This is a genomic window from Dyella amyloliquefaciens (assembly GCF_004296575.1).
In the GTDB taxonomy this organism is placed as follows: Bacteria; Pseudomonadota; Gammaproteobacteria; order Xanthomonadales; family Rhodanobacteraceae; genus Dyella; species Dyella amyloliquefaciens.
Map to the genome: position 1 here is coordinate 74,585 of NZ_SAYT01000002.1, position 17,404 is coordinate 91,988.

The 17,404-nt window shown below is 62.8% G+C and carries 20 protein-coding genes; 1 reads left to right on the forward strand and 19 read right to left on the reverse strand.

The genetic code is table 11. The features are described from left to right. Positions 1-175 precede the first annotated feature (175 nt). On the forward strand, positions 176-436 hold the full coding sequence (locus EPB08_RS04975; RefSeq protein ID WP_130617984.1) for a hypothetical protein: 261 nt from the start codon (positions 176-178) through the stop codon (positions 434-436). Here EPB08_RS04975 and EPB08_RS04980 read toward each other — a convergent pair whose 3' ends face one another. The 19 genes from EPB08_RS04980 to EPB08_RS05070 form a co-directional block, all read right to left on the reverse strand. Further along, positions 437-2,755: a hypothetical protein gene (locus EPB08_RS04980; protein ID WP_130617985.1), complete on the reverse strand. Its 2,319-nt coding sequence runs from the start codon at positions 2,753-2,755 to the stop codon at positions 437-439. It abuts the gene before it with no gap. Between the two features lie 10 nt (positions 2,756-2,765). After that, on the reverse strand, positions 2,766-3,194 hold the full coding sequence (locus EPB08_RS04985) for a hypothetical protein (protein ID WP_130617986.1): 429 nt from the start codon (positions 3,192-3,194) through the stop codon (positions 2,766-2,768). 2 nt (positions 3,195-3,196) lie between these two features. Beyond that, on the reverse strand, positions 3,197-4,216 hold the full coding sequence (locus tag EPB08_RS04990) for a hypothetical protein (RefSeq protein WP_130617987.1): 1,020 nt from the start codon (positions 4,214-4,216) through the stop codon (positions 3,197-3,199). Beyond that, positions 4,216-6,684, reverse strand: a complete 2,469-nt coding sequence (locus tag EPB08_RS04995) for a host specificity factor TipJ family phage tail protein (RefSeq protein ID WP_130617988.1) — start codon at positions 6,682-6,684, stop codon at positions 4,216-4,218. Before EPB08_RS04995 ends, EPB08_RS04990 begins: the two co-directional genes overlap by 1 nt. Then, complete coding sequence (locus tag EPB08_RS05000) at positions 6,677-7,081, reverse strand: C40 family peptidase (protein WP_165418409.1); 405 nt, start codon at positions 7,079-7,081, stop codon at positions 6,677-6,679. The genes EPB08_RS04995 and EPB08_RS05000 overlap by 8 nt, the downstream gene beginning before the upstream one ends. Beyond that, entirely contained in the window at positions 7,078-7,557 is a 480-nt protein-coding gene (locus EPB08_RS05005) for a DUF1833 family protein (protein WP_130617990.1), read from the reverse strand. Before EPB08_RS05005 ends, EPB08_RS05000 begins: the two co-directional genes overlap by 4 nt. Beyond that, a complete protein-coding gene (locus tag EPB08_RS05010; RefSeq protein ID WP_130617991.1) occupies positions 7,554-7,913 on the reverse strand; it encodes a hypothetical protein in 360 nt (119 codons plus the stop codon). The genes EPB08_RS05005 and EPB08_RS05010 overlap by 4 nt, the downstream gene beginning before the upstream one ends. 3 nt (positions 7,914-7,916) lie before the next feature. Next, complete coding sequence (locus EPB08_RS05015) at positions 7,917-10,955, reverse strand: phage tail length tape measure family protein (RefSeq protein WP_130617992.1); 3,039 nt, start codon at positions 10,953-10,955, stop codon at positions 7,917-7,919. Continuing rightward, positions 10,955-11,233, reverse strand: coding sequence for a DUF1799 domain-containing protein (locus EPB08_RS05020; protein ID WP_130617993.1), 279 nt, complete (start codon positions 11,231-11,233; stop codon positions 10,955-10,957). Before EPB08_RS05020 ends, EPB08_RS05015 begins: the two co-directional genes overlap by 1 nt. Before the next feature lie 125 nt (positions 11,234-11,358). Next, positions 11,359-11,832, reverse strand: coding sequence for a hypothetical protein (locus tag EPB08_RS05025; RefSeq protein ID WP_130617994.1), 474 nt, complete (start codon positions 11,830-11,832; stop codon positions 11,359-11,361). Between the two features lie 9 nt (positions 11,833-11,841). Further along, on the reverse strand, positions 11,842-12,837 hold the full coding sequence (locus EPB08_RS05030) for a phage tail tube protein (RefSeq protein ID WP_130617995.1): 996 nt from the start codon (positions 12,835-12,837) through the stop codon (positions 11,842-11,844). A 2-nt stretch (positions 12,838-12,839) separates the two neighbouring features. Next, the gene (locus EPB08_RS05035; protein WP_130617996.1) at positions 12,840-13,076 is read right to left on the reverse strand and encodes a hypothetical protein; all 237 of its coding nucleotides are present in this window, start codon (positions 13,074-13,076) and stop codon (positions 12,840-12,842) included. Then, entirely contained in the window at positions 13,073-13,552 is a 480-nt protein-coding gene (locus EPB08_RS05040; RefSeq protein WP_130617997.1) for a hypothetical protein, read from the reverse strand. The genes EPB08_RS05035 and EPB08_RS05040 overlap by 4 nt, the downstream gene beginning before the upstream one ends. Continuing rightward, on the reverse strand, positions 13,543-13,965 hold the full coding sequence (locus EPB08_RS05045; RefSeq protein ID WP_130617998.1) for a hypothetical protein: 423 nt from the start codon (positions 13,963-13,965) through the stop codon (positions 13,543-13,545). The genes EPB08_RS05040 and EPB08_RS05045 overlap by 10 nt, the downstream gene beginning before the upstream one ends. Further along, a complete protein-coding gene (locus EPB08_RS05050) occupies positions 13,962-14,444 on the reverse strand; it encodes a hypothetical protein (protein ID WP_130617999.1) in 483 nt (160 codons plus the stop codon). Before EPB08_RS05050 ends, EPB08_RS05045 begins: the two co-directional genes overlap by 4 nt. A 67-nt stretch (positions 14,445-14,511) precedes the next feature. Beyond that, positions 14,512-15,585 (reverse strand): hypothetical protein, encoded by a 1,074-nt coding sequence (locus tag EPB08_RS05055; RefSeq protein ID WP_130618000.1) that lies wholly within the window; start codon positions 15,583-15,585, stop codon positions 14,512-14,514. A 13-nt stretch (positions 15,586-15,598) separates the two neighbouring features. Then, positions 15,599-15,943, reverse strand: a complete 345-nt coding sequence (locus EPB08_RS05060; protein ID WP_205746285.1) for a DUF2190 family protein — start codon at positions 15,941-15,943, stop codon at positions 15,599-15,601. A gap of 30 nt (positions 15,944-15,973) precedes the next feature. Next, the gene (locus tag EPB08_RS05065) at positions 15,974-17,038 is read right to left on the reverse strand and encodes a hypothetical protein (RefSeq protein ID WP_130618001.1); all 1,065 of its coding nucleotides are present in this window, start codon (positions 17,036-17,038) and stop codon (positions 15,974-15,976) included. Continuing rightward, on the reverse strand, positions 17,035-17,397 hold the full coding sequence (locus EPB08_RS05070; protein WP_130618002.1) for a hypothetical protein: 363 nt from the start codon (positions 17,395-17,397) through the stop codon (positions 17,035-17,037). Before EPB08_RS05070 ends, EPB08_RS05065 begins: the two co-directional genes overlap by 4 nt. Between the last annotated feature and the right edge of the window lie 7 nt (positions 17,398-17,404).

A 17,404-nucleotide genomic window follows, 5' to 3' on the forward strand; every position in this document is an offset into this window, starting at 1 on the left:
CCGTCCATTCGCTGCAATCCCCTGCATGCCGACCCCGTCACTGTTTGATGAGGTAAGCGTCCGGGTCAACAGCGCGGCGCTTCAAGGCCGCACGCGCCGGTCCATGCAATGCGGTTTCCTCTGTCGCCATCCCGGTTCTCGGTTAATGAGACGCTCGCGGCGTAGCCTCACGGCCATGCCCTACCCCATCAATCCCAGGCCCATCTTCCGGCAAGCCATGTCGATGCTGGAGAACGCCCGCTGTCCGGAGTGCGGCAGGGCCTACGATGCCGATGCGGCGGCCGAGGATTACTGCCCGCGCATGCAGCCGCTGCACTGCTCCTGGTGCAGCACCAGGCTGCGAATGATCCACGAGTTCCGCGCCTGGCAAGCGCAGGACGCCGCCGCCCACCGCGCCAAGCGGCAGGCACTGCGGGCTCAATTGCGGGAGCAGTAATTAAAGCGCCAGGTTGTTGGCGTTCACGACGTTGGCACCGGTCGGTAGCGTAATCGTAGAGGTGCTCACCGTGACGTTGCCAGTGTGAATCAGCCCGCCTCCGCCCAGCGCGCCGGAGCTGACATTGATCGTGCCGCCAAGGAAGGTATTGCCGATGTTCGTCATGCGGATCGCCGCGCCAGAGGTGATCGCCGTGATATGCCGCGAGGTCGTACCCGTGCGATCAAGGGTCGAGTTGACGCAGCGGTAGTCGATGGTACCGCCGGTCTTGGCGCTGGCGAAGATCGCACTCGTCGTGCGCCCGGTCATATCGGCCACGATGCCATCGAAGACGATCTTGTGCGACCCGCTCGACCCCGTGTAGTTGAAGCCGGCCTTCACCACGGCGCCGCCGCCAATGAACAGGTATGGCAGCGTGCAGGTGATGATGTTGGCCGTGTTGGTCAGCGCCAGACTACCGCCAAGGACGGTCATTGAGGCGCCCGAGAACGTTGGGGCACCGGCTGAGAGGTACTCGGCCTGATCGAGAAGCACACTGCCGGTGCCAAGAATGTCCGCCGCCGCTAGGCATGTAATGCGGCCGCCATGGAACTCAAGCGGGCTTGATACCGACGAGCTAATGAACGGGCTGTTCACCTGCAAGAAGTAGGTGTCATAAAACACTGATTTTCCGCGTGAGGAAAGCGCACCGCTCTGCTGGATCGTGGCCAGGTTGCCAAAATCGCAGCGGTGGAACACGTTGCCATCAGCGTTGATATAGGACACCGATGAGAAAAGGCAGTCTGTGAAGGTCGAGTCATAGACGTTCTGACCTGTCGACGCGATATCTAGGTTCGAGCCGTTGTGCCGATCGACCTTCATGCGCCGAGACTTCTGGCCAAAGTCCGTTCCGCTATTGGCCATCGACATGTAGCCCCAGCAGTCGCTGTAGGTAATGTCATGCTCGTAGGTTCCGTGGGTGACAAACGATGCATTCGCCGTCTTCCACGATCCCGAGTGTTCGATCTTGCCCTGCGAGCTGGCCGTGCAGTCCACCACGTGCCGCTCGTTGTCCGCTGTCATGCCCTTGGCACGGAAGAACAGGCTATCCTCAAACTTGCACAAGTAGCCACCCGACACCGTTTCCTTCGGGGTGTCCAGATAGCAGTCCTCAAAGTTGACGCGGTAGCACGCCTGCGCCTCACACGAGACCTTAGGAATGCCCTTGGTCTTGATGTGCGTGCCCGTGCAGAAGCTCGCATACTCGAAAACCACACCCGAGGCACCCTTCCACTTCTGATCGTCAGTTGTTGCTCCGCCATACGGGTAGGCTGAGATGTCTTCGATATTCAGCTTTCCGACATGGATACCCGTCATCGGGTTGAGCTTCGAGACGGCCACGGTGGCGCCAGACGGCATGTCGAACGCCGTACGGAAGTCAAAGGTCACATCGTTGCCGGATACGCCAACCACGCGGCAGTGGCGGGATGCAAGCTTGTACTTGAGCAGCGTCGAACCGCCAGCGGCCGGATCGGTGATCTTGAGGTAGACGAAGTCGCCCACTGCCAGGCCATGGCCTGAGGCCAGTGTGATGGTCGTGGCGCCCGCCGCTAGAAGCACGGCGAGCGTCGTACTGGTCGTGGCCACCACTTCGCCCTTAAAGGACAACACACCCCAATTCCAGTCGTACTCCTGACCTTGCGACCCGTCCGTCTTGCGGTTGCCTCGCCAGTAGATTTTCGCGCCCTGGAAGTCGATGTCGCAGTCATGGATCTGCGATGCATAAAGCACCACCAGATTATCCACATTCATCACGCGCGCCTTGCCCGCAATGACACGCCTGCCTGTTCCATCCAGCAGCGTACGCAAGATGGCATCGCTGTGGTCGAGCACGGGAGAGCCGGTATCGACATCGGCGCGCTGCGCCAGAGTCATGTAATCGTAGATGCTGATTTGCTCTCGCATCTTGTCTTGCACGGTGCGCAAGTCGGAACCCGTGCCCGACTGATAGCCCGATCCGTTGCCGAGCGCATACGCAAGCCGGTCATAGGCGGTGATCCATACGCCGCCCTCGCGCGCATAGCTTGTATTACTTGCCGGCGTCGGGTCGGCATACACGACAGCCACGACGCCATCGGGCTGGGCATCAGCGACCATGGCCGCATAGGTGGGATAAGGCTTTACGCCCGAACCCTGCGATGCAGCCAGGGCGTTCACGGCCTGCTCAATGGCCGCATAACTGCTGTTGATATCGTTGGCGCCAAGCCGAAGCGAATCACCCGTGCCGTCGTTGGCCTGAAGGCCATTGTTAACTCGAGTAAGCGGGCGAATAAAAGTCATGTATCGCTCCTTAAAGCACGTCGGCAGCAGCGGGCGCGGCAATGCTTGCCGCGGCGATGGCATTGCGGATCGACATTTGCGCCACGGTGTCAGGCCCCCACTTGAGCAGGTTCAGGTCGGGAAAATCCGGATCGGGCGTGAGTGGCTCGCCCAGCACCAGGCACACGCATTCCCTGACGATGACCGTTGGCGTGAGGCGAGCCACCTCACCTGGCGCGATCGACACCGTGCGCACAGTGGACACCTTCCGTCCTGACGGGTCGGTCTTGGTTGCCCCCGTGGTATCAATCCAGCGTGCCGACGGGGCGAACAGATTCATGTTCGTGCTGTCGTCCCGGGATGCTGGGCACTGCACCGCCACCAGCTCGCCGATGTCGAGCAGCTTCACAACAGTCTCGCCGTCAGCGCAGGGAATGTCGGTTTGCTTTTCGTAGGCCATGATTATTTCGCCGCGAAGATGTTGTGGGTTGCCACACGCCGGTCGGGATCAACGCCGGCGAAGTAGCATTGGTCGCCGACGCGAAGTAGCACGACGAGTCGAATTCCGATGGGCTTGAGAGAGACGACGCGCTCCCACGCGATGCGCCCGCGATCATTGACCAGCACCGGCTGGTGGATCATGTCCGGGAACATGCGAAGACTTCCGTCGGGCATCGTCATGGGTGTCGAGGCCGATGCCTCGACCACGCAGCCGGATTCCGTTTCGAGTCGGTAGCACGGCTGCGGCGTGACCGTATTCATGGTCACCGCACGATCGACCATTCCGATGGGCTCATAGGTGGCGCCATCGATGACATCGCCGACCTGCACATCACCAGCCAGCAGCCCCTCGAGCAGCCACATATCGATGCAGACACACCCACTGCCACCACCACCGGGTGACCCGCCACCGGAACCTGATCCGCTCGTGGGGAAATCAACGACGGCGCTGCCCACCGAAATACGGCCCTGATTGAGCGACAGGTCTGAGTAAACGGTCGTGGCACCGAGGGGGAATGTGCCACCCTTCCCCACGGGGTCGTCGTAATAGAGGTAATACGTGACCGTGGCGCCGGCGGTGCCGGTGACCACCACGTCACTGGCAGCATATGTGGGGTTGTTTACGCCATCCTGCAGCGTGCCAACAGTGCAGCTGATCGTGGCGCTCGTTGGCGTCGCGATGTAGGAAATGGTGAATCCTGTCCACGCGCTGCCTATGCCGCCCACGCGAAGCATGGCCAGATTCGCCTGCGAGACACGCTGACTGGCATCGGGGATGACCACCACGTCCTGGTCAGCCCATTCAGAGGTGGCGCCGCAGGCGCTCACTGAGCGCGCCTGGAATTCATAGGACTGGGTGCGGTCTAGCCCATTGATGACAATATCGGCGCCCACCTTGAACGATTGCGGTGAGCTGTAGCCGCCGGTTGATCCGGCCACTCGCCAGCGGACTTCGTTGCGCACGGCGACTGACTTGGCCATCAGCGCATCGCCACCGAGCGGCCATTGCCACCGAAGGTCACGGGCATGCGGTAGATGCCGCTGGCCACATCGCCGGTGATGCCGGTTTCGTTATGCACAATGCCAGCATCGTTGGCGGCGCTTGTACCCAGGCGAATCGTCAGCTTCGGCGGATCGGGCGGCGAGCACCACGACTTGCCAGTGATCTGCGAGACGAATGTCGGCGGCGTGCCGGTACCGGCCAATGGCACATCGGGCGCCTGGTCCACCACGGTGATCGTGGCCACCAGGTCATTCTGCGGCTTGATGGATTGCACGATGGCCGGGAAAGCGACCTGATTGGCCTCACCGAGTACATAGAGGTCACCGACCTCACACATCGTCGGATCGCCTACCACCAGCACCCGCGTCGGTCCATGGAGGTCATCCACATCCGCATCCATGTCGAAGCGCACGAACGTGCAGTCCCACGTGATCAACGGCGTGACGCCGCTCGTGGCTTGCGTGTTGTCAAAACGCCGAACGCGCAGTCCATAGAGCTTGGCGGGGTCGAGGTCGACCGGCCCATCCAGAAGGATGCGATTGCCATTGATCGCCTTGATGCGACCGGACGCGATGCCCCAGTCAACGACATCGTGGGCCACCATCACCAGCGCACCGCGCTTGGCAATGAGGTGCTCCATGTCGGCATTGAATGTGTAGACGCTTGTGCGCTCCCACGCCGCCGCCAGGTGATAGGCGCCGATGCTCCAGACGGCCGCTGGATTCGTGCAAACGCGTAGGTCCATCACCTCATAGATCGTCGCTGACGAGGCGTCATACCCTGACGCATAGACAACCAGCTCGTCCTCCTGGTTGTTGGCTTCGGGATTGATGAAGCGGCAGCGCAGCGCGTGCGGCGGGTCGTAATACTGCGTGGTTCCGCTGAAGTTCCAGCTATTGGCCGGCGCAAACATCTGCACCGGCACGGTCTGCGGCACGTCGCGCACGCAGCCATATTTGCCATTGGGCATGCCGAAGGTGGCCCGGCCGCTCGCCAACACATCCTGCGCTAGCTCGAAGAAGGTTCGGCCGTCCGACTCCACGTGGTTGTATTCGTAACTCCGTGCCGTGCATTCGGCTGCCCAGTCCACGATGCCATCGATATCCATGCGCGTGTCTGGCACATGCCGCGCCACGCCCGGGCTGGTGGTGTATAGCCAGTGATAGACCCATGCGCTGTTGCCCGTCGCGACACCCGTTGTCCAGGTGGCCGTCGATGGGTCATAGGTGCGGATCTTCTGCACGGCCTTGACGTTGACCGTGCTGACCATACCGTTGAGCTGGTCGGTCGCCTTGATCCGCATGACCAGCTTGGTCGTGCCCGTATTGCTTGGAGGTCGGTTGTCGACGCTGCGCAGGACAGTCCACGTCATATCCCAGAACCATTCGCGCCCCGAATCACCGAAGTGACCAAGGCGCGTCACTTTTACTTCGTATTGATCGCTGGTGTAGTTCTTCCATCGGATGCCAACGCGAAGCGTCTTGCTTTCGTTGTTCTTGATGGTGATTTGGTTCATCGCATGGTCGACGGTCGCCGCGCTCGACGATACCGAAAGGCCCGGCTGGTCATAGATGCCAAACCATGTAGTTGTGCCGACCTTGCGGTAGGCGATATCGACATTCACACCCGCATAGATCTTGTCACCATCGCTGTTGAAGCCATACAGGCCATTGGGAAACTGCAAGTCGACAGACATCTCGGCCGACCCCGCTTGACCCGTGCGCGTATCGCTATCGCTGTCATTGTTGAGCACGGTGCCTACCGACAGCTCGTACACGTCCTGTGTGAATAGCGTGGGCGTCGTGGTGACCTCCCACTCAACATCATCGTAGCTTTCGATGGGTGTTTCGCCGATTTTGATGTCGCTGACATCAAGATCACCGTACCCACAGTCGAGCATCATGCGCAGGTATTGGTCGTCGCCTGATATCTCGGTATAGGGGAGTGCTGCGTGGGGCGGGTAGAACACACATGTGCCGATGACCAGCGGGATCGGGCTGTACGGGCTCGCCTGATTCTGCGTACCCGTGAGCGATGCCAGCGTATTGAACGGATCCATGGCGCCCGCCTGCTTTGGCTGCGGCGGCGGAACGAGGAGATTCACCGCGGTGAAGCCCAAGCTCAGGATGGCCATGCCAACCTGTGGGTTTCGCGTGACGAATGTGGCGACAATGGCCACGATGATCACAACCAGCTTCAGGAGCTTGTTGTTATTCCCACCACCCTGCGGGAACGCCGTAATCTCCAACCTCTGGCCCATTCGTGGGCGCAGCTTGGGCCAGAACGCACGGGGCAACTCGATGCCACCCAGTGTGACCTTGAGGGTGTGGCGCGCACCATCGCCGAGGATTTCGGCGACGGTCTGACCTGCCTGCGCCTCCGCCACGTATTCATGCATGGCGGCGGGGTGCTCGCGATAGCTGAGCTGAACGCTGCCGTCAGTCATGGCGGTAAATGCCCTCGATGCGATTCTTCCATCGGTCGTTTCTCAGCTCATCACATACGACGCTGTCACCCGGAGCAGCGTGCATGAACCAGTTGGCATCGAGCATCACGCCGCAGTGCCACGGGCGACCCGCAATCTTCAGCGTGACCATGTCGCCAGCCCGCGGCTGCGTGGTCTCCGTCCAGCCGTCTTTCAGACCCGTCTCGATGGCATTGGCAATCGCCGGCCAGTCTTCGCCATTTCGGTAGCACTCGCTGTAGTCCGGCAGCAGCGTGTTGAACACCTCGCGATAGACCAGCCGAACGATGCCCCAGCAATCGATGCCTTCGCGACTGCGCCCTTTGTCGCGGTAGGGAATGCCGATGTAGCCGGCAGCCCAAATCGGGAGCGCACTCACAGGAACAGCCCCGGTGAGTTGACCGGCGTATAGGTCTGCGCCGGCACCTGCTGGTTCAAGATGTCGTCGTCGTATCCCAGCGTGCCGTTGATGGACAACACGTCGTAGTTGGTGGACTTGAGCGAAAAATCGAACGGGCCTGCCTCTACCGTGTCCGGGCTGCTGGCCAGAATCACCTCCAGCGTCACCTGCGGCACGCCTCGGATCAGGCGAATCTGGCGCAGCACTTCGCGATCAACGTTGTCGATCACGATATTGACCTCGGGCACCTGGTCTTCGGTCTGATCAGGGAGCGCCAAATTCATGGGGCACGGCAAGTAGTCGCCGGCCGCGCGACTGACCACCTCCGTGTTGTTGACCAGGCGCTGCGTATCGATGTCCGGATGCGTGATGGTCACGCATACCAGGAACACTTCCGCCGTCTCCTGCGCCAACATGGCCTGCAACGCCGTAACGCTGATCGTGCTGGTACTCATGGCACCATCTCCAGCTGCAGCGTTACGAGCCAGCGATCGACGCTGCCCTTCACAAATGCGCGCCCCGGGCGCTGCAGGAAGCGATAGGTGGCAACGTCGCCCGTCACCCAGTCGACCCAATCAAAGGGAAGCGCGTCCTGCAGTACGTCACGAAAAAACGACTGCAACGTATTCCACTGAGCTGAGTTCATTTTCATGGTGCAAGTGAACGGCTCAGCCACCGCCGTATAGCGGCGCCGAACCTTCGCCACGCCGGCATCGGTGCTGCTGCGAATGGTGTTATTCACCCCCGCGTAAGCGGTCGACGGATCAGCCAGCGGTGGCGGCAGCGTGCTCGGATAGACGGGGTTGGCCATCGCTTAGCCACCCGACAAGGCAGGCGCATAGCTGCGGCCCGAGCGGCGCACGCCAAAGGTGCGGCTAATGGCCTGCCCGACCACGCCGTTCTTCATCACGTTTTGCGCGACCTGTGCGAGAAACACATCAATCACCTGGTTGCCGTTGCCGTCTTGACTCTCTTGCGTCTGGGTGCCCTCGGGCGCCCCATGGATATTCACGACGACTTGGGCGGCGCCTGAAGACCCTGACGTCCCATCCCCGCCACCGATCATGCCGCCCGACGCATGCCGCGGCAGGCGCTTGGACCGCACTGCGTCCATGAAATCACTGCCGTAGTAATCGACCGCATCCTTCGGCTGCATGTATTCGCCGCGGCTTCCCCACATCAGGATGCTGTCGCTGGTGGCCGTGCCCGGGCCGTCGATGGGGCCGCCATTGGCGCGTCCACCAGCGCTGCTGGCAAAGTTGAAGTTGCCACCGAAGGAACCATCGCTTCCGATATTGCTGTAGCTGCTGTCGCTACCGCCCAGGGAGTTGAAGCCACTGCTACCGCCCCCGAAGAAACTCAGCAGCGCCGACTCGCCCTCAGCAATCAAAGCTTTCGCGGCCATATGGGCCAGCATGTTGTCGAAATCCTTCTCGAACGAGGCAAAGCTCACCTTTCCTGATTGAGCAAAATCGGCCAGGCCATCTTCCAGGTCGTTGTTCAAACCGCCAAAGGCATCCTTGACGTAGTCCGCGGAATCGCGCGCCTGATCCACATAGTTCTGCAGTGCCGTTTTTGCGCCATTGGTCCAGTCCGATTGCGCCGCATCCATTTGGGCATAGCCGTTCTGGATGATCTGCACCTTCTGCTGGGTGGCCCGCTGCAATGCCGCCACATCGGCCTGGTAGGCATCTTCGGACAATCCGCCGGCCTTGCCATCGATGCCCGCCTGGCGCTGCAGCGCGAGCTTTTCCATGGCCTCAGCTTCATCCTGATAGGCCTTGTTGATCTTCTGCTGCTGGGCGTACTCCTTGTCGCCCATGCCGTAGTGAGCGACCTCGCTATCCATCTGCTGCTGGAGCGCGGCGTTGCTCTTGTCCAGCGCGGCGGCGTACTCCTTTTCACCATCCAGCTCTTTCTGGCGGTTGGCGTCGAGAGTCTTCTGCAGCGCCTGCTGTCCGCGATTGAACAGGTCGGCTGCCTTGGTGGCATCGCCACCCTTGGACATGTAGACGCCCATCTCGTCGGCCAGTCGAGCGATGCCCTGCTCGTACTGGGTGAGTGCCGCATCGTCGGCGCTGATCGATTTGACATCCAGCGCATCCACCTGACCCGAGAAGGTGGCGTAAGCGGCCACCTCGGGGTCCTTGGGACCCTTGCGCTGCTTGTACTTGTCGTTGATGCCAGCCAGATCACGGTCGTACTGTCCGCCCGAGAACGAGAAGCTGCCATCGGCATTCACCACGCGCTGCACACCCGCCAGGCGCGGATTGCTCGACGAGGTGTGCTCCCACATCTGCTCATAGGTGGCAGTGAGGTCGTTGATCTCCTGCTGCTTGGCGCGGATCTTGTCGAGCTTCGCGAAATGCTGGTCGTAATAGGCGTCAGCCTGGGCACCCAGGCGATTGTCGTCACTGGTCTGACCGGCCTGCGCCGCCTGGTCGCGCGCCTTCTGAATGGCATCGGCCATGGCCTGAACCTGCTGGCGTTCGGCCTCCAGCTGCTCGGGCGTGTAGACCTGACCGAACAGGCGATCCAGCGGGCTATTGCGCTGAGTGCTTTGCAGGTGCGCTTCGTAATCTTGGCGCGCCATCTGGAACTGTTCCATCGGCGACTTGCCGGTGAACAGTTTGGAGGTGGCATCGGCGATGGAGGCGGCGCCATTCTTCCAGCGCTGGATCAGGCGATCGATCAGGCTTTCCTGGTCGTGCTCCGCCGCGGCGGTGTTGCGCATGGCATCGATAATGGCCTGATACGCCGTGGCCACACTGCCCGCCTTGTCGCCCTCCTCCTGCAATGCCTTCACATGGTCCAGAACTTCGGGCGTGATGTTGCCGTAGAGCGCATCGATCTTCTGGAGGGTCTGCAGCGGATCCTTCGACAGCTCATCGAACGTCTGGATGATCTGCTTCTGGCTCTCGCCCGTGGCCTCGCCAAACGCTACGGCCGCCTCCGTCGCCAGCTTGAACGTGCTGGTGGTCACCGCGCCCGAGGCCATCAGGCCTTGTTGCAGATTCAGCACCTGACGCTGGTTCGTGTAGAACGTCGCGTACTGCGCAGCCATCTGCTTGACCTGGTCCGCCGTTTGACCGGCGGCATTGCCACTTCGAATAATGGCCTGCTCCAGCGCGGACTCCTGCTCGGCAGCCTCGAGGAATCCCGTGGCCAGCAGCCCTACCGTGGCCGTGAAACCGGCCAATGCCAGGCCCGTTGGCGTGAGCAGCGTGGCGATCAAGCCAGAGCTGTTGGCCAGCGCCGCACCCGAGCGCTGGATGCGCCCGTACTGCCCGCTGATGACGTCACTGAGAATGGTGGCGGCTTCGGACATCGAGCGGGAATTGACCCCGAAGTGCGCGGCCTGCTCGTCATTGCTCTTGGTGGCAACGACCATCGCGGCAGTGGCTTCTGCCTCGGATGCCAGCAGCGCATGGTCGGCGGCGACCTTGAGGTTGCTGGCCTCTATCTGCGTGCGCAAGGCCGACGTTTGCGCGGCCGTGAGTTCCACGCGCTTACCGGCCGCCTCCGCCAGGGCGCGCTCACTGAGCGCAATGCCCGACGTGGCCGCCTGTTGCTCCACGGATGCCGCCACCATCGCCTTGATGCGCGCGGAAGCCGCCTCCGACGACTCACCCAGTGCGGTGGTTGCCGTCGTGGCCTGCGCGGCCGACTGTGCGGTGGCCGTCCCGAGGGCCAGCTGGGCGGCGGCAGCGTCAGCCGCCGACTTCGCCTGCCCCTGTTGCGCCTGGTCGAGAGCTGTCGTGCTCTGGGTGGCGCCATCAAGGGTCGCCTTGAGCGACCCATCGGTGGTGCCCTCGATCTTTACCCGAAGCGTGTTCTCGGTGATCGTGCCCATTAGTCCTCGGTTTGCTTCTGCTGGCGTTTTTTCTCGGCTTTCTCTTCCATGGCGTCCAGAAAGGCCCGCTCGATGATGCGCAGGTCGTCCATCAACTCCGGCAGCCCGACATCCTCACCCTCCTCCGCGGACGCCTCAGCGAGCCATCGCGGCAGGTACAGCTGCAGCACGGCCAGACAGGCGGCGTAGTCGAGACCGGTAGCACCGCCAAAGGCGACCCGCCATTGCGTTTCGCAGGTGTCGAACGCGCGCACCGCCAGGCGGCATTCCGGCAGCAACGTCGGCCGCGGGCAGCGATCGCCACAGCCGCCGCTTTCGCGGCACTTCTTGCAGTAGGCCGGGAGATCGGTGTCGGGGAACAGGCACTCCGTGTCCCATAGCCGATCCTCCTTGCCGTTGGTGGTTACGCCTGGACTGGCTCCGGATACCCAGCGAGCCCAGGCGACGAGTTTTTTGCTTTCGCTCCGACGGACGCATCGAGCAGGCCGCTCAACAACGTGTCGCGCAGAAGGCTGTCGTCAATGAAGGCTTCCAGCGCCTGCGCGGTGAATGCCAGCGGGTTGCCCTCGATATCACCGATGTTCGACCAACCCTTGACGCGAGTGCGCAGGCGGTCGTCGTCGGCCTTGGTGCGCTCGTCACTGAGCGCCACGCGCTTCGCACGCAGGTCATCCGTGTCCGACTCGCCATCAGCCGGCACCAGCAGGCGAAACTGGCGGGAATACGCGATGATTTCCTCATCGCGCGCCCGCTGTTCCGTGCGCGTCAGTCGCTGATACGTGATGTAAATGGTGACGGTCGTGGTGCTACCGTCCGGCTGCACCTGGTTGACCTCCACCGGCCAGCGGACGCAGCCATTGTTGGCGTGTACGAACATGCAAACCCCTTACTGAATGGTGGCGATCGGCGTCTTGAGCGTGAAGGTCACGCCCGTCTCGCCGGTGGTGCGGTGGCTGTCGAAGGTGCCGGTGAGGTGCACACCCTTCGGGCCGGTCACTTCGGGCGTGGTCGCTGCAAACACGAGCGCCGGGATATTGATGGTGAGCTTCTCGTTGCCGAGAGTGCCGTCACCGGTGCCGCGCATCAGCGTCAGCACGAGGCTCGTGTCGGTATCGTTCAAGGCGAGCTGCAGGAGGCCATCGTCCTTGAGCAGGGTGTCGATGGTGCCCGACACCGCGAACTGACCCTCAGGCAGATCGCCGCGCTTGCCACCGCCGCCGACGACATAGGTGTCCTCATCGAGGTTGTTGCTGATGGTGAGGTCGACCTTGGCCGCATCGAGCTCGATGGCGCCGCCGCCAAAGACCAGCGTCGCGGTCAGCGCGCTGAATGCGGCATGGCCGGTATCGGTCGGCGTGGCATCCAGCGGCGTATCGCTGGCCACGTAATCTGAGCCGGTCACCGTGGGCGTGAACTGGATGAAGCCGGAGGGACTGATGCTCAGCGTTGCCGAGGCGACGCGACAGCCCAGCAGGCGGTTATAACGCGAGGCGGACGTGAACGATGGACCCAGATCGGATTCCATCGTGAAGCTGGGCGGCAACGCGTTGGCGCCACTGGCGGCCGGCTGGAACACATGCGTGGTGACACCGGAGGCCGTGGTGCTGGTCGGGGCGCCAAGCAGATGCTTCAGCCAGAAGCCGATCGTTTGCGGTGCGGCATTGATCTGCACGGTACCGCTCACGGTGCGGTTGCCCGCCACGCTGCGCACCATGCCGCGGAAGCCCGTGATGGTGGCGTCGCTGTCGCGCGTCTGCGAGGCCTTCACGCTGTTCTGCACGTACGGCAGGATCAGCGCATCCGGCGTGGTCGCCGGAACACCATAGGCCGAATCGGTGCAGCCGATCAGGCGAACATTGGAGCCACGTACCTGCTGAGCCATGATCAGGCCTCCTCGTGTGTTTCGGGGGTCGGTGCCGGCAGCGGTGCCGATGCGGGTGCAAGTTCAGCCCGGGCGGCGCGCTCGTCATCGGGATTGGCGAAGGCAAGCCCCTTCACGTCCACCAGGCGCACGGCTTCCGCTGCGGGCACATCGATGCTCTGGGTGCGGCGGACACCACCGACCGCGAATACGCCAGGCAACGTGCCATCGCGAAACACCACTTCGTATGTCTTGTTCATACATCCCTCTCAATGACGAGTTGCGCCTGAATGCGTGCGGCCCAGACTTGGCGCGGGTGAAGCACGCCCTGGTCGGGAACCCATTGCTGCAACCACGCACCGGCGACGCCACCAGGCTGCGGGTTACGCAGGAACAGCCGCGCGAAAATATCGGGGAGCTGCGCGCGCTGATCAGCGGCGCGCTCGCGGTCTTGCTCGTTCCACAGCAGACAAACATCCAGGCCGCTCTCGAACTGCTGTTCGTAGTGACCAATGGTCAGTCCGGTCTCATCGCTTCCACCGAACGATGACGCGTCGCCATTGCCCTGCTCCATCAGGTAGCACGGCAGTTGCTTGTCGTTGATCTGGGCCCACGGCACGTTCGAACGCATGACCGTGGTGACCTGCTTGCCCAGCACCGTCTGAATGTCGGCAACGAACGTGGCATCGCCTATCAGCAACGCGCGCACGCCGTCGGTAAAATCCTTCACGCCCATGCCTTGAGCGCCTCCTCGACGTTGCCCTGCACCACCGTCAACGGCTGCACCTGCGCCACGGCGTCATCAAGAAACGGGCGCGGCGTGCGTTGGGTCATGCGGTGTTTGCCGCGGCCCGCCCACTCGGGCACGAGACCGGAGTGGATGGCGACGGCATAAGCCGACGTGTTGATCACATAGCCGCTGATCGGCGAGGCCATGGCGGTCGCCTGGTTGGCGCGCAAGCCACCGGGCGTGCGAATGGGCACCGGATAGGTCCATGGATCGGCCTTGCGCCCACCACTCAGCAGGGCAATCGCGGCGCGATTGGTCAGCGTGATGGCTTGCTTGACGCCGGTGCTTAGCGCCGCATCGAGCGACGCGATGATGGCGCCCACTTTCGCGGCAAATTCGTTGGGTGCGTAGGTGCTCATGGGCACCCCAGCGCACGGTTGGGCGACGGGTAACGACCGGTCTCCACGATGCCACTGGCCATGCCGCTGCCGTCGTAGAGTCCACTGTCATCTGTGCCGGCGGCCTGCATGGCCTCACCGAGCCAGTACGTCGCATCCTGCAGGGCGTCCGACTCTTTCTTGCGCAACTCGGCCAGAAGCGCGGCCTGATCCTTGTTCAGGCCGTTGACCACCGCCGCATCGACCACCGCATAGCGGCGGCGAAACAGCACCGAACTGGAGTACGCCACTTCCGCCTTGACGGCGCAGTCGAACGCGTAGGTTTCTTCCGCGAGCGACGCATAGATGGCCGCCGAACACTTCTGCTCCACCCACAGGCTGGCCGACTTCAAGACCTTGTCCAGATAGGCATTGAACGCATCGCCGTCGCTCTGGGCGAATTGCGAGGCGACAAACCCTTCATCCAGCAGGTCGTCGTGGGTGGCCTTGGGAGTGCTCATGCTGCCTCGTGAAAAAATGCCGCGCGGTGGAACCCGCGCGGCGGATCGCTCGGGGAGGTGAGCGCGATCAGGTGAACAGGACGCGTGCCACCTGGTCCTGGTCGCCGATGGCGGCATTGGTCTGGAACGTGCCCACGTAGTCGTTGGCACGCACATAGATGTTGCGATTGCTTTCGATGGACAGGTCCAGCCAGTCGCCGCGCTTGAGCTTGCGACCCGGCAGGATCAGGTAATAGCCGCCGAGGTTCGCCGGCAGCTTGGTCGAGGCCACCACGGCGGACACGTGCACCGTGACCGGCTGGATGTCCTTGTTGTAGGCCACGATCAGGCTGCCGGCGCTCGCCGTCAGCATCTGCGTGATGCGACCCACATCTTCCGGCGCGCAGGCGATCACGAAGCCCGCACCCTGGCCGGCGCCGTAACCCTTGGCATTCACCTTGCGGAGAATGCCGGCAGCGGCCTTGTTCAGCGTCTTCGTGTCGCTGGTGTCGAAGGCCACGTTGATGGACGACGGCAGCGCGGTCAGCAGGTCGTAATGCCACTGCGCCTTCTTGTCCCAAGCCTTGGAGTTGAACTCGGCCACGGTGTCGCTCACCGACCACCACTTCTGGAAGCGCAGCCAATCGTCGAGGATGCCGACGCCGTCAGCGAACGTGACATACGGCACGCTCATCAGGCTGTCGGTGACGTTGCGGCGGATCTTCACTTCGGCGCCCGGCTTCACCTGGTTGAAGGTGATGCCTTGGTTCGCGTCGAGAATGTCGAAGCGATCCAGCGGGCTGCTGCGCATGTCGACGAAGTCGAAGAACTGGGTGTAGCCCAGATCCATGTCCGGCATGTTGGAGTGGAAGAACTCCACCACGCGGTTGGTCGGATCGACCAGGTTGGGGTTGTCGCCCGGCACGGCCCACTTGGTGGCCAGATGCGAACGCACACGCTCGGCGCTCGGCATCTTGAGGTCGCCGCTCGCGCCGCCGATGACCTTGACACCACCGACCATGGCGATTCGCGGCGAACCACCGAGCTGCGAGTACATGGCCGGCAGACTGAAGTCGAGGTTGATGGCCTGCTCCAGCTGCTTGAGCTGTTGCGCGGGATCGGTCACCTTGCCGAGTGCGTGGAAGTTGCTGAAGTTGCGCATGTGGCTTGGCTCCTTAGGCCGCGAATGCGTTGAACGCGACGAGGCCCGTCACCGCATCGCCGGAAGCCGCAGGCTCCAGCGCGTAGCCGATGAGCGTGTTGCTCGTGGCCACGTTGGTGATGACCTTGTTGGTGTTATCCCAGTACAGCTTGTCCATCGCGCTCCACGCGACGGCCGCCTTCGGGGCGTCGCTGATTTCCGCGTCATAGACGTAGCCGTTGAGGGCGTTGGCGTCGGCCGTCGAGGTCGGGATGAGCACGCGGCCGTTGTTGACGATGGGAGCGTGGGCGACGGTGGCCACAGCGAGCATCAGCTGCGTGGTGCGGATGCGGGCGGCCGGCGAACGAGTCTGCAGCATGATGCTGTCTCCTGAAACCGTGTGGACCGATTAGGCCGAGAAGGCCGGGTTGTTGATCGGCGAATCGGCGGGTGCCTCCTGGCTGCCGGCCGGCGGCGGGTTCGGATTGGCGCCCTTGATGCCGTGATTGGTCGGCAGCCGTGCCTCCAGGCCCTTCTGCATCGCCACCAGGCGATCCACCGGCATGGCGCTGAGGAATTCCTTGGAAGCCGAGACAGACGGCTCGTCGTCGCCGGTGATCTTGAGCTGGCGTTCCATGCCCACGATGTCATCGACCAGCGAGGCCTTGTAGGACTTGCCATCGGTGACCAAGCGAGCCAGCGAGGCCGGATCGTCGAGCAGCGTGGCGTTGTCGCCCAGCGCGGTCTTCAGCGCGGCCAGCGAGATCGCGGCCTTTTCGTTGTTCGCAGCCTTTTCCTTCAGGGCGTCGATCTGCTCTTTCGTGAGTTCCATGGTGTGCTCCGGATTGGATTGGTGTCTGGCGTTCTTCACGGCACGCGCGCCCTGCTGAGCACCGAGCCACACAAGGGACATTTCCAGCGCCTGACCCGGCGCAGGCCAGCGCACAGCCGTCAGCTGCCGGTTGTCGTTGTCGTAGATGGGCTGCGGCGACGGAGCGGTGAAACCGATGCTCACGTCACCGGCAATGCCGGCGTCCTGCTTGATCAGCAGGCTGGCGTTATCTTCGGTGCGCGCGTAATAGGCGCTCGCATAGAGCACCTTGACCTGCGTGCGATCGGGCGGCAGCTGAAGGTTCGGCTCATTGAGCAGCGCGCGGGCATCGGCCAGCGACATCATCTCCGTGCGCGTGTCAAAAACCTTGCCCTCGGCCGGACCGCCGTCGCTTCGCCAGCTGGTCGGATGCGTCACATAGACGCCTTTGCCCAGCAGCGTGGTCGCAAAGTTGTCGAGCAGCGCCTCATCGAAGCATTCGTTGTCACGATCGATGCAGTTGTGCGCGAGCACGTACTCTCGCAACTGCAGTTCGTCTGGCGTGAAGTCGCGAAGGGTGTACTGCCGAATCTTCGCGAGAGCAGCGTCATCGGCCGCAAGCGCGGCCTTGACGTGGAGTGCGAGCGCCTTGTGCTGGCTCACTTCGTGCGAGCCTCGCGTACCGGCTTCACGTTGGCCACGCGCCACGCGGCCTGTTCGCCGCTGAGCGGGCCCGCATAGTCGGGGTGGCGGTAGTCATCGATGGAGAGCTTGCCGGCGGGTTTCGCCGCCGGCTCGCCCTTCCCTTCCACCGCCGTGGAGTCTTTGTCGCCACCCTCGTCCTGCGCATCCAGCGCGGCGAGCTGCTTATCGATGGCTGCCTGCAGCGTGGTGCGCGGCGTCGGCGCTGCAGCCTCCTGGGCTGCCAGTTCGATCAACGAGGCGCGGTCGAGGGTCGGAAGCGCCTCACTGATCTGGGCCACCGACTGCTGCTGAAGGTTGGAAATCTCGGCCTTGTCCATTGCGAGC